11 protein-coding genes are annotated in these 12,258 nt (G+C 68.3%); all 11 read right to left on the reverse strand.

Features of this window, described 5'->3' with window-relative positions; translation table 11 throughout:
- The coding region (locus tag HET64_RS12780; protein ID WP_285801862.1) for an amino acid adenylation domain-containing protein at nt 1-1,597 on the reverse strand (1,597 nt) is incomplete at its 3' end.
- Nucleotides 1,598-1,794: 197 nt separating this feature from the next.
- Nucleotides 1,795-2,766, reverse strand: coding sequence for an amidohydrolase family protein (locus HET64_RS12785; RefSeq protein WP_215104957.1), 972 nt, complete (start codon nt 2,764-2,766; stop codon nt 1,795-1,797).
- Nucleotides 2,763-3,011: a phosphopantetheine-binding protein gene (locus tag HET64_RS12790; protein WP_215104959.1), complete on the reverse strand. Its 249-nt coding sequence runs from the start codon at nt 3,009-3,011 to the stop codon at nt 2,763-2,765. Before HET64_RS12790 ends, HET64_RS12785 begins: the two co-directional genes overlap by 4 nt.
- Complete coding sequence (locus HET64_RS12795; RefSeq protein ID WP_215104961.1) at nt 3,008-4,090, reverse strand: amidohydrolase family protein; 1,083 nt, start codon at nt 4,088-4,090, stop codon at nt 3,008-3,010. The genes HET64_RS12790 and HET64_RS12795 overlap by 4 nt, the downstream gene beginning before the upstream one ends.
- Nucleotides 4,087-5,589, reverse strand: a complete 1,503-nt coding sequence (locus HET64_RS12800; protein WP_215104963.1) for an AMP-binding protein — start codon at nt 5,587-5,589, stop codon at nt 4,087-4,089. The genes HET64_RS12795 and HET64_RS12800 overlap by 4 nt, the downstream gene beginning before the upstream one ends.
- A 108-nt stretch (nt 5,590-5,697) precedes the next feature.
- Complete coding sequence (locus HET64_RS12805) at nt 5,698-7,407, reverse strand: aspartate aminotransferase family protein (RefSeq protein WP_215104965.1); 1,710 nt, start codon at nt 7,405-7,407, stop codon at nt 5,698-5,700.
- The gene (locus HET64_RS12810) at nt 7,379-7,996 is read right to left on the reverse strand and encodes a GNAT family N-acetyltransferase (protein ID WP_215104967.1); all 618 of its coding nucleotides are present in this window, start codon (nt 7,994-7,996) and stop codon (nt 7,379-7,381) included. Before HET64_RS12810 ends, HET64_RS12805 begins: the two co-directional genes overlap by 29 nt.
- A 68-nt stretch (nt 7,997-8,064) precedes the next feature.
- A complete protein-coding gene (locus tag HET64_RS12815) occupies nt 8,065-9,021 on the reverse strand; it encodes a fatty acid desaturase (protein WP_215104969.1) in 957 nt (318 codons plus the stop codon).
- Nucleotides 9,022-9,177: 156 nt separating this feature from the next.
- Complete coding sequence (locus tag HET64_RS12820; RefSeq protein ID WP_215104971.1) at nt 9,178-10,725, reverse strand: condensation domain-containing protein; 1,548 nt, start codon at nt 10,723-10,725, stop codon at nt 9,178-9,180.
- 647 nt (nt 10,726-11,372) lie between these two features.
- Nucleotides 11,373-11,594: a hypothetical protein gene (locus HET64_RS12825; protein WP_215105021.1), complete on the reverse strand. Its 222-nt coding sequence runs from the start codon at nt 11,592-11,594 to the stop codon at nt 11,373-11,375.
- 83 nt (nt 11,595-11,677) lie between these two features.
- A complete protein-coding gene (locus HET64_RS12830) occupies nt 11,678-12,055 on the reverse strand; it encodes a phosphotransferase (protein ID WP_251145241.1) in 378 nt (125 codons plus the stop codon).
- Nucleotides 12,056-12,258 lie beyond the last annotated feature (203 nt).

Here is a 12,258-nt window from a genome sequence, read left to right on the forward strand (position 1 = left end):
CGTCCAGTGCGCCTCCCCCGCCGAGCTCCTGGCCCGCCCCGCGGACGCGTTCGTCGCGGACTTCCTCGGCGCGGAGCGCGGCCTGAAGCTGCTGTCCCTGACGACGCTCGAAGAGGTCGCCCAGGGCGGAGGGCGTGCGCGCGTACTGGGAGTCGAACACCTTCGCCCAGTCGCCGACCTGCTCGGCGGCCGTGTCGTCGGGTGCCTCGCCGGTCTGGGGGGCGGCGACGGCGTAGGCGGTCAGGCGTGGGTCGCCGGGGCGGTCTTCGCGGACGACGACGGCCGCCTGGCTCACGGCTGGGTGGGTGGTGAGGACTGACTCGATCTCGCCCGGCTCGATGCGAAAGCCCCGGATCTTGACCTGCTGGTCCGTGCGGCCGAAGAACTCCAGCGTGCCCAGGGCGTTCCGGCGCGCCAGGTCACCGCTGCGGTACATGCGGCTGCCCGGCGGCCCGAAGGGGTCGGCGACGAAGCGTCCCGCGGTGAGTCCTGGCCGGTTTAGGTAGCAGCGTGCGACGCCCGGCCCGGCGATGTACAGCTCGCCGGGGACTCCGGCCGGCACAGGGCGCAGGGCCTCGTCGAGGACGTGGGCGGACAGGTCCGCGAGGGCGGTGCCGATCCTGCTGGCGGGCTGGCCGAGGGTGTCTTCCCGGGTGAGCGCCGTGTGGGTGACGTGGACGGTGGTCTCGGTGATTCCGTACATGTTGACCAGGACCGGTGCGTCGTCGGCGTGGCGCTCGTACCAGGCGGCCAGCTTCCCGAAGTCGAGCGGCTCGCCGCCGAACACGACTGCGCGCAGGGCGAGCCGGTCGCCTTGTGCGGGCCGGTCCCGGTCGGCCTGGATCAGGGGATAGAAGGCCGACGGGGTCTGGCTGAGGACTGTGACGCGTTCTTCGGCGAGCAGGGTGAGGAAGCGGTCGGGCGTGCGGCTGATGTCGTACGGGACGACAACCAGTCTTCCGCCGTGCAGGAGGGCGCCCCACATCTCCCAGACCGACATGTCGAAGGCGTAGGAGTGGAAGAGGCTCCATACGTCCTGTTCGGTGAAGTGGAAGTGGGACGCGCTGTGGGTGAAGAGGCGGACCACGTTCCGGTGGCTGACCACGACCCCCTTGGGCCGGCCGGTGGATCCCGAGGTGTAGATGACGTACGCGGCCGTGTCCGGGCCCACAGGTGCGGTGCGGTCCGCGTCGGTGGGGGGCCGCGCGTCCTGTGCCGCCGGCTCCGCGGCGGTCTGCGGGGTGGAGAGCACCAGTCGTGGCGTCTCGGCGCGCAGGTCAAGGGGGTCGAGGCTGAGTAGGAGCAGCGGGCGGGCGTCTTCCAGGATGCTCTCCAGCCGTTCCCCGGGGTGGTGCAGGTCCAGCGGGAGGTAGGCGGCGCCGGACTTGAGGACCGCGAGAACGGCCACGACGAGGTCGATCGAGCGCGGCAGGGCGAGGGCGACGAGCTGTTCGGGTCCCGCGCCGCGCTGGATCAGGACGTGTGCCAGCCGGTTGGCGCGTGCGTCGAGTGCGGCGTAGTCGAGGCTGTCGCTGCCGTGGTTGACCGCCGTACGCCGGGGATGGCGCAGCGCCTGAGCCTCGAAGAGATCTGTCAAAGTCGTACCGTCAGCCGCGTGCCGTTGGCACGCCGGTACGCTTTCCGATCCGGTGATTGCCATTGCTCAGTTCCTCACTTGTTCGGCCGGCGGATCCCGCCGCCGGTCTGTTCCAGGTCTCTGATCCAGGTACGGCGGCCGGTGTGTTCCAGATCGCGGCAGGCGGGGTGTGCGCGGTCCGTCGGGTCGTCGTGCCGTCAGCCGGCGACGTCGGCGGCCCCGTTCCGCGGTGCGGCCGCCGGGCGGCTGCCGGGCGCCAGGACGCGCAGCAGGTTGTCGGACAGGAGGAGTCGTTGGTCGGTGCGGGAGACCCCGGAGAACACGGTCGGTCCGTGCAGGATTTCGTCGGTCAGGCGTTTCAGCCCGCCGCCCATGCGGCCCAGTGGCCAGTCCGTTCCGAAGATGATCTTGTGGTTGATGCCCGCCCGGAAGAGCCGGTTGAGATGCTCCGGCCAGTCCCGGAGGGTCGGGGAACTGGCGAACCCGCCAATGTCCAGGTACACGTTGGGCCGGTACGCCGCGAGGTAGCCGCCGGTGTCCGCGTGGGTCAGCCCCGCATGCCCCAGGACGAAGTCGACCTGCGGGAAGTCGCGGGCCGCCCGGTCGATCCTGATCGGGTCTGCGGGCTCGTAGTCCAGGCTCGCCGCCGTGGGTCCGGTGTGCACGAACACGGGCAGCGACAGGGCCGCGCAGATCTCGTAGTACGGGTAGAGATCCGGGTCGGAGGGCGAATAGCCACAGGGCGGATACAGCTTCACCCCGTCCAGGGCGTACTCGTCCACCATCTGCGCGAAGGCCCGCACCCCTTCGGGGCCGTACCGCGGATCGACCCCGATGTAAACCCAGAAACGATCGGGGTGGCGCAGGCGGATCTCGTGGTGGAGCCGGGCCGCCTCGGGGGGCGGCACGGTTCCGGGCATGCGCAGGCTGAAGTCCGGTACCAGCAGCACCGCCCGGGCGATCCCGGCGGCGTCCATCTCGGCGACCAGCCCGTCGGCCAGGTGGTCCTGGTGCTGGTCGGCGTAGCTGCGGGCGATGCGGACGACCGACGGGGCCGCGCCCCTCGCGGAGAGCTTGCTGTGGACGTTGCCCGCGACGTCTTCGACGAACGCCTGGGGGATGAAGCGCGTGGATGCCACATGACAGTGGCCGTCGTAGATGGTGGTCATCCGACACAGTGCTGGACGATGCCCCGAACGGTGACGCCGTCACTGTGGTCGAAGGTGGCGAAGTCGAAGGTCGTGTCGGTCTGTTCCTCCAGGTGGGCGATCAGGCCGACGACCGCCATGGAGTCGAGCAGACCGGTGTGGCTAAGATTGGTGTCCGCGTCGACGACGGTCTGCGTCTCCCCGCCATTCCAGTCCTCCACCCATGTGATCAGCGACTTTTCCAGTTCCGCGCTGTCCTGCTTCATATCTGGCCACCCCTGTGCGTCGTTGCGCCGTCGTGTGGTTGTGGTGATGTGCGGTGAGGCTCTCCGGAAGCGCTTCCCGTGGACTTCCTGCGGCCCGTCAGACGCAGGCTGTTGCCGCTCATCAGCAGTCGTCGCTCGGGCTCCCGCAGTCCGGCGACGGCTGGGGAGCCCTGGGCGAACGCGCCGACCAGGCCGCTGAGCGACTCCGACAGCCGGTACGAGGGCCAGCAGGTACCGAAGAGGATCTTGTGGCAGATTCCCGTGCGGAGGAGCCGGTTCAGGTGCACCTGCCAGCCGTCCGCGGCCAGGACCGAGTGGAACTGGCTGATGTCCAGGTGCACGTTGGGCCGGTGGGCGCACAGATAGGTCGCCTCGTCGACGTGGGTGACCCCGCCGTGCCCCAGGATGAAGTCGACCTGGGGGAAGTCGCGGGCCGCCCGGTCCACCAGGAGCGGACTGCCGTACGAGAAGTCCAGGGGCCCCCAGCCGGGACCCGTGTGGGTGAGGACCGGCAGTCCGTAGTGCGCGCAGATCTCGAAGTACGGGTCCAGCCGCGGATCACTGGGCGAGTAGCCGCACAGCGGATACAGCTTCAGCCCGGCGAAGCCGTACTCCGTCACGCACCGTTCGAAGAGGTCGATGCCGTCCTGGCCAGCTCGCGGGTCAACGCCCCAGAAGACGTGGAAGCGGCCCGGGTGGCGACGGGCGACCCGGTCGTGCCAGGCCGCGAGTTCGGGACGGGACAGACGGCACTGCGCCACCTCGGAGAAGTCCGGGACGACCAGGAACGCCTGGTCGACGCCCGCCTCGTCCATCTCGGCGACCAGCTTGTCGGCCTCGTCGTCCTGGTGGAGGGCGAGTATGTGGTCCAAGGTGCGCATGGGTCGCATCCGGTGGCCGTACGAGGCCAGCCGGTGCTGGACGTTGGCGGCCTGGTACTCCAAGAAGGCGCGCGGAATGGCCAGTTCGCTGCCGAGCTGTACCTGTGCGTCGACGACGACGAGCGGCCGGCTGGAGCTCCCGGCCCCCGTACCGTTGCCGGCGGTTGCGGCCGCCGTCGGCCCAGCCGGCTCGCTCACCGGCCCCCCTCGTCCGCTGCGGGCGCGGCGGAGATCGTGGCGGCGAAGTGCTCCGCCGCACGGGCCCTGCTCAGTTTAAGGTTGCCGGTCAGGAAGGCGGGGTCGGAGCGCAGCGGCTGCTCGGAGAAGATCATAGACATCACGCGCTGGTGGGCCGGGAGCGACCCGTTGACCTCCTCGACGCGCTTGCGGAGCTGTGCGCGCAGGTCGGCGTCCGCGGGGTCGGTCGGGGTGATGATCGCGCCGAGCCTGGCCGACTGCGAAGTCGGCACCACGATGATCTCGCTGAGGCCCTCGACGGCGACGAACGCACTTTCGATCTCGGCGGGGTGCACCTTGCGCCCGCTGCCGAGCACGATGACGTCCTTCTTGCGGCCGATCAGGCTGAGGTACCCGTCCTCGTCCAGCCGCCCGTAGTCACCGGTCAGGATGGAGCCGTCGGGGCGGAAACAGTCTTCGGGCGCGCCCTCGTCGGTCTCGAAGTAGCCCTGGCTCAGCGGCGCCGGGCGGTTGATGACCACCTCCCCGTCGTCCAGGAAGATCACCGTTTCCGGGTCGATCAGCTTGCCGACGGAGCCGAGGCGGTAGGCATCCTGGGTGTTCCAGGCGACCATGCCGGTCTCTGTCAGCCCGTACGCCTCAAGGAGCCGGACATCCTGGTTCCAGTACCCTTCGAGGGTTTCACGCCGGATCGGCGCCATTCCCGTGATCAGGAATCGTATGCGCCCGCCGAGGAAGTCGCCCAGGCTGGTGTCCGCGCTGCTTGAGGCGCTGAGCTGCAGCGCGGTGTCGTAGAAGACGGGCGGGCCGATCAGGAAGGTCGGCTGTTCCTTGCGCAGGGCCTGGAAGACGCGCTGGTAGGGGGCGAGCACCAGATCCGCCCCGAGCCACAGGCAGCAGTAGACCGACAACCGCTGCTGGTAGTTGGAGAGCGGCAGGAAGATCAGGTGCCGGTCGGCGGTGGTCAGCCGGTAGCTGTCGATGAAGCGGTTAATGACGTAGTTGGTGCCGCTCGCGGTGATCCGAAGTCCCTTGAGCCGGCCCGACGTGCCCGAGGAGTAGACCAGGCTGTGCACGTCCTCGCGGTCGTACACCTCGGCACTCGGCGGCGCCACGTTCTCCCTGGGGACGCCGTCTGGCCGGATCACGGTGGGTGCCGTGAGCGGTACAGAGTCGTCCGCGATCAGCAGTGCCAGGCCGTGCCGGGCGACGAACTCCGCGGGGTCGGCCACCTCCGTGGAGTCCGGGAACGCCTTGAGCAGGGCGCCGGTGGCCAGTGCCGCGAGGTCCCAGGCCAGCCAGTCGATGCTGTTGCCCGCCTTGATCCCGATGAGGTGGCCTCGCCGCACGCCCGCGGCGGTCAACTGCCCGGCGCGGTCGGCCGCCAGGGCGTGCAGATCGCTCTGCGTCATCTCCCGGCGGCCGCCGGAGACGTCGATCTCCACCACGCGGGCGTCCTTGTGGTCTCCGTACCGGTTTGTGAGGTCGTGCAGGGTCATGCTCACTCCGGGTTCGCCTTTCGTTGCCGCTGTTGCCGCTGTTGCCGCTGTTGCCGCTGTTGCCGTTCGGGGCGTTCGCAGGGCCACCCGCAGGGGGCTGCGCGCGGGTCACACGGTCTCCCGCGCGGATCCGAGCGCGGACCGCAGCGCCGCGACGCACTCTGCCAGCGCCCGGCCGGCAAGGAAGCCGATGCGGCCGCCGAGCAGATCCTCGTACGAGCCGCTGTCGGTGTCCCAGGTGACGCACAGGTGCAGGACGCTGCCGCCGTCGGCGGCGGGCGTGACCGTCGCTTCGCGGCAGAGGGTGTGCCACAGCCAGCCGGCCTCGGCGCTCAGCCGGACACCTCTGTCGGTGGTCTCCGCACGGTCGGCCCAGACCACGGTGTCCGCCCCGAGCCGTCCGGCGAACTCCGCGTCGTACCCCTTCGGTCCAGTGCCGGCGGTGGCGAAGGGATCCAGGATGCGGGGCCGGGCGTGCAGGAGTTCCAGCACCTCGTGGGGCGGGTGCGGCAGCGACACGGTGCGGGTGAGCGGGGACAGTTCGGTGCCGGAGCCGTCGGCACGTCCCTCGCCGACAGCACGCAGATGCGCGTCGACCTCCGCCAGCAGGGTGTCGAGCACCGACAGGCAGTGGTCGAGCTCGTCCACGCTGATGACCATGGGGGGCTGGACCCGCAGCACCTTCGCGTTGTACAGCGAGTATGTGGACGTGATGCCCTCTTCCAGCAGCCGTCCCAGGACGAGACCGGCCAGGGCCTGGTCGCGGAATTCCAGCCCGTGCATCATGCCCACACCGCGATGCGCGGCGACCACGCCGGGGTGCCGCTCCGCGGCCGCGGCCAGCCGCTGCCCGATCGTCAGCGCGCTTTCCCGTACTTCGTCGAGGAAGAGGGGGTCCGAGGCGATGGCGACACTCTCCAGACCGACCCGGCACGACAGCGGGTTGCCGCCCAGACTCGACCCGAACGTCGAGGGCAGTTCCCGCAGCACCTTCCACACCTCCTCGGTGCCCAGCACCGCCGAGACGGGCAGCACACCGCCACCGAACGCCTTGCCCACACACACCAGGTCGGGGGTGATGCCGGACTGCTCGTAGGCGAAAAAGGTCCCGCACCGTCCGAAGGCCGTCTGCATCTCGTCGAGGACGAGGAGGGCCCCTGCCTCGGTGCACAGCCTGCGCACCTCTTGCAGGTAATCGGGCGGCGGCACGATCACCCCGGCCTCCGCCTGTACAGGTTCCAGCAGAACCGCGCCGACCGAGTCGTCCAGCGCGGCGGCCAGTTCGGCCGTGTCACCGAAGGTCACCTGTTGGAAGTGCTCCATGAATGGGGCGAGATGCGCGCGGTGTTCGGGGCGGTTGGAGGCACTGAGGGTGGCGAAGGTCTTGCCGTGGAAGCAGCCGCGGGCGCTGATGACACCGGGGCGGCCGGTCGCGGCACGGGCCAGTTTCAGCGCGTTGTCGATCGTCTCCCCGCCGCCGTTGGCCATGTACGAGTACGGCAGACGCTGCCCGGTGAGCTGCGCGAGCCGCTCCGAGAGCCGTATCTGTACGTCCTCGAACATGATCTTGGTGCTGTTGAGCACCCCGGTGTCGAGCTGTTCCCGCACGGCCGCGACGATCCGCGGATGGGAGTAGCCGAAGGACTGGTTGCCGTACTGGTCGAACATCGCGAGGAACGACCGTCCCTCGTCGTCGCTGACGCGGCTCCCCTCCCCCCGGTCCTGGACCTTGCAGCCCATGACGAACGCCATCTTGGCGTAGGCGGGGTGGTTGTGTGCCGCCTTCAGTTCAGCCAGCCGCTGGCGTCGAGTGCGCATATACGGCCCCCTTCGGATCGGCGGACGCGTAGCTGTCGTAGTCGCCGAAGAAGTACTGCAGCACCCGGTTGCCGCGGTGTACGTCGTCGCGCGCCGCCTGTGCGGCTGCGGACACGTCCAGGGTCGCCACCAGGCTGAGCGGCGCGCCCTGGAAGCGTTCGTCCGTGTACGGCCCGCCGAGCGCCACGAAACCTATGTCCTGGTAGAAGCTGCGCAGGCCGCCCGAGTCGTCGACGAAGAAGTCGCCGATGATGTGCGTCGCCCCGTGCGCACGGACGCCGTGAACCAGCGCCTGGCGCATGAGCGCCATGCCGATTTCCTGGTGCCGAAGCTTCGGCAGGGTCATCAGGTGGCCGAACTCCACCAGCCGGTTTCCCGGCCGCAGCAGGGAGAGGTCGACGGTGTCGTCGCAGGGCAGCCCCGACGGCGTGTCCGGAACGACCTTGACGGTTCCCACCGGCGCGCCGTCGAGGTAGCCAACGATGTATTCGGCCGTCCCGTCGAAGCGGTCGAAGGTGGCTGCCGTGTCGGCCGTGTCGGCGAGCCGGCCCTGGTCCTGTACGTAAACGGCGTCACGCAGCAGGATCACATCGGCTCGCTCGCCCTCTGTCCGGGCTATTCGATAAGTGACATCCACGACCTTCACCCCTTTTGAGATCACTTGCAGAACAGCTTCACGAAGAAGTCGATATATCCGCTGTGGAAATAGCGGATGCGGTCTCGGACTTCGGTGTGGAGAGCGGGCAGTCGCTCGATCGGAAGATTCGGCATCAAGTGGTGCTCGACGTGGTAGTTGTTGCCGTTTGTGAACCACATGGCGATCCGGTTGGAACGTATCGTCCGGGTATTGGCGAACGGGTCCCGATTGAGGGTCTCGCACCGGTAGTGCTCGGGCAGTTCGATCACCGCGTGCGCCGGAGCGGCGACGAGCAGAAGCGGCAGCAGCCACACCCAGAGGATGACGGCATGGCCCGTCCACCAGGTCAGTGCGCCCAACCCGGCAATGACAGCCGCCGCAAGAAAATGGTCCCGCCGGATCCTGCGGGACACCAAAGCGTTCTCATCGGGGAAATCCCTGCCCAATAGTGAGCGGCCGAGATTCGCGACGAAGAACACGTAGTGGTGGGCCATAGAAAAACGAACGGCCCAGTCGAGACCGACAGCCAGTCGCGACCGGTCCCCATTCGCGCCGTACTGGTCGCCGTAATCGAAGAACTCACGGTTCATCGGGGTGCCCAGATCGCGGTGGTGGCGCATGTGGGTGGCCCGGTAGGCGGCGAAGGAGATAAGCATCGGCAGCCCGAGGACGATGCCGCTGACGGTGTTCGCCCGGCGGCTGCGATAGGCCAGATTGTGCAGCGTCTCGTGCTGGAGCTCCGCGGCGTGCGCGAACATGGCGCCGGTCAGGACCACTCCGACGATCCGGCACCAGAGCACCGGTTGCAGCGCCAGCGCGACGCCCGCCCCGGTGAGGGCGGCGCATAGGGCCAGCTTGAGGGAGAACACCCAGCCCCGGGGCTCGGTGCGCAGGTGTTTCAGCGTTGTTTTGAGGTCCGCGGCCTCCTGATGCCGGGACGAACGAGGAACCGCCGTCTCTCCTGCGGACACGTCCATGCTGCTGCCTCCTTTCCGATCGCGACGCAAGGTGCGCAGTGCCGACGGCGCTTACGGGCAGGGTGTGTTGGTGGCACCGCCCTCGACCCGACCCGGCCCGGCCCGGATCCAGCCTGGCCGGGTTCGCCGTTCGGCTCTGCTCGGGTTGGTGCCTGGTTAGCCCGTCGACGCACTGGTCCGTGCCGCACGGGACCGCTCGGGCCCGGGGCACAGCGCGTGGAGCGGCGTGTGCGGACCGGCCTTCTCGATCGCGTCGAAAGTCGACAGCAGCCCCGCCAAATGGGCCTCGGCCTCCGCTGCGCTGTAGAGGTCAGGGTGGGTGTCGAGGATGAGTTCCATGGTCCCGTCGGACGCGATCTGGATCAGGTACACCGTCATGTCGACGGTGAGGGGGATCGAAACCGTGTGCTGGATCGCCGGGATTCCCGCGAAGTCCAGCCGGTGGTCGAACAGCATGACGTTGACCATTGCGGCCCACAACCGTCCGCTGCCGCCCCGCTCGGTCATCTCCCGCGACAACTCGGCTGTGGGATAGCGCGAGTGCAACAGAAGTTCCCGCACTTCACGCGAGACGCGTTGTGCGTGACCGATCAGGGGCGATCCGTCGTCAAAGGGGACCCGCAGCGGCAGGATGTTCATCGCCATGCCGACGGCGTTGCGTACCTGCGGACTCAGCCGGCCGGCTGTCGGAAGCCCAAGGAGTACTTCGGGCATCTGGACCGTGCTGCCCACGTACGCGGCCATCGCGCTGATGGCCAGATCGGACCAGGTCACGCCCAGGCCGTCCGCAATCTCCCCCAGGCGGGCGACCCGGTCGGGCGCCAGCTCGTGCCGAAGCCGCCGACCTGCGGTGACTTGGGCTCGGCGACGGGACGGTCCGACGGGCTCCGGATGGTCCGCCAGTTTGCTGTGCCAGTGTGCTTGATCGGCGAGGGAACGTTTCCCCTCCCGATACGCGGCCTCGTTCTCTCGCAGTCGCTCGAAGGGCTGCAGCATCCCCTTCTCGTACTTCCGCCCCTCTGACAGGGCGCTGTAGACGGCTGCCATGCGGTTGAAGATCAGCGCGAGGCTCCAGCCGTCGATGACGGCGTGGTGGACCTTCCAGTACAGCAGGAAACAGTCGTCCGCCGTCTTGATAACGGCAGCACCGCACAGCCTCAGTGGATCCACCGGACGGTGGACATCCTCCGCCATCCACGCCGCAACCGCCGCAGCCGGATCGCTCCGTGCACTCAGGTCGACCCATTGCAAGGGAGTCGGGTCCGGGTGCACGAATTGGCGGTGCTCGCCTTCCACCGTGATGATCCCCAAGCGCAGCGCGTCGGCTTCGCGCTCGACCTGCAGATGTGCAGCACGCAGGAGATCGGGGTCCACCGGGCCGCGGATTTCCAGGTAGTCACAGACGGAGAAGACGGGATTGGTGAGGTCGCCGATCTGCGCATTCCAGGTTCTCAACTGTGCGGGGAGCAGCGGAAAGTGATCCCCGTGAGGTGCGTGCACCGTGCGTCCCTTCTCTGATGTGAGACAAGCCGAAAATATCCAGAAGGAGGCGAGGCGGAAATTGGCAGGATGCACTCGTTTCGGCAGGAGAGAAGCGATAACTGGCATGGATATATTTCGGCGGCCATGGCTGATTGGGGATGCCGGATAATGCTGCGAACAGTCCGAATATCGACCATCTCGTGGCCCGAGAATGATGTTCATCGGTCGACTTGGGCGACGCTACACGCGCAACGAGATGGCCTCAAGCATCATTGATTAGCCTAGGTCGTTATCAAGACAGGCTGCGATACGGCCAAATTTACTCGCTGTGCACCAGGAGATGCGGAAGGTCCGCTGGTCACGGGAACGCCGTTGCCAGATTCGCCAGAGTGAATGGCGTGGTCCAACCTGCCTCGTGTGACCGGCGGTCGGGACGTCCCGCCCACCCAGGGGCAGCTGACGGCCGGGATGAGACGGCTGGTAGCAGCGGTGGGAGCGGGGCCGTCGGCGTCTCCCGGGGGACTTCATCACCAGTTCACCGGCCGGCGATGAGCTGACTAGTTCCGGCAAGGCCATCTTGACTGTGGATCCGAAGGTGCGGCGCGAGCGCGAGTGGGCCGCAGCCAAGGACACCTTCTGAGCATGACCGCGCTGCTCACGGCCACCTGTTGAGGTCCCCCGGGATGCGGAAGACGGAGGGGCAGATGGCTCTCATTGGAGGAACTGTCCTGCGTCTTGCCGACCGCCGCTCCCAGATCGGCCTGCGGCATGCCGAGGTTGAGCCTCTGCCGCTTGATCCTGCGGCCGATGGCCTCCTGTTCCTCGAGCTCGTGGGGCATCCTCGACCCTAACCCCCGGTCCGGCCGTGCCTACCGTGGCAGATTCGCAATGCCTTCGGGGCGGGCAGGGGTGATGTACCGCATCGCGGTCTGGGCGCTGATGCCGAACAGGCGCATCAAGTGCAGTGGGTCGTCGACCTCGAATGCCTCGTCGCGGATCCCGTCCTGACGCAGCGTCACCATCATGAGCGCGGTAGGCCGGAAGACCGTACTGAACGTGTTTCCGCCGATGGCCGAGTGGGTGGTGTCCACCGCAGTCCATCGGTTGATCAGCAGATGCGGGGGAATGGAGCCGACGACCGATCCGACAACATCGATCCCGACAACTGACTTGCCTAATGAAGGAGCTGGAAGTCACCGTGAGTGGGCACGGTATCCAAGGGGGCCAGACCGGCGGCCTGTTCGGCGGTGGCGCGGATGAACTTCTCGTCGCCGGGCGCGAGATGAGGCAGGGCACCGACCAGGTGCCGCTCCAACTTCGCCACCGGCAGGCTGTGGCCAGCCGGCCGGGGTGGGGTGCTGTCGTGGATGGACGCTGCGAGCTGCCCGATGCGATGGAAGATGAGGCGCTGGTGTTCGGGCGGGTGGACGGCGCCGTGCAGGGTGCGGCCGCCCACCGCGGTGAGCACGACGGCCCGCAGCGCGGGGTCGGCGGCCACCAGCCGGGGGGCGGCCGCCCCGATGCCGGGGACCCAGCTGCGCAGGGCGTCCACTTCCCGTTGGTTGGAAGCGGTCGTTCTGGTGGATCTTGACGTACCACTCGCAGCCCGCGGCGCCGGTCGCCCTCCACACGCGGCTCTCCTCCCGCGCCCAGGACACGTCCGTCCAACCGCCCTGGCCGCCGTCCCCACCCTAGGCTGGAAGGGCCGCCACGACCGTGTCTTCGGCGACATCCAGTGGCCCCACGCCGACACCG

Origin of the sequence: Streptomyces sp. McG3 (assembly GCF_018619185.1) — a bacterium.
In the GTDB taxonomy this organism is placed as follows: Bacteria; Actinomycetota; Actinomycetes; order Streptomycetales; family Streptomycetaceae; genus Streptomyces.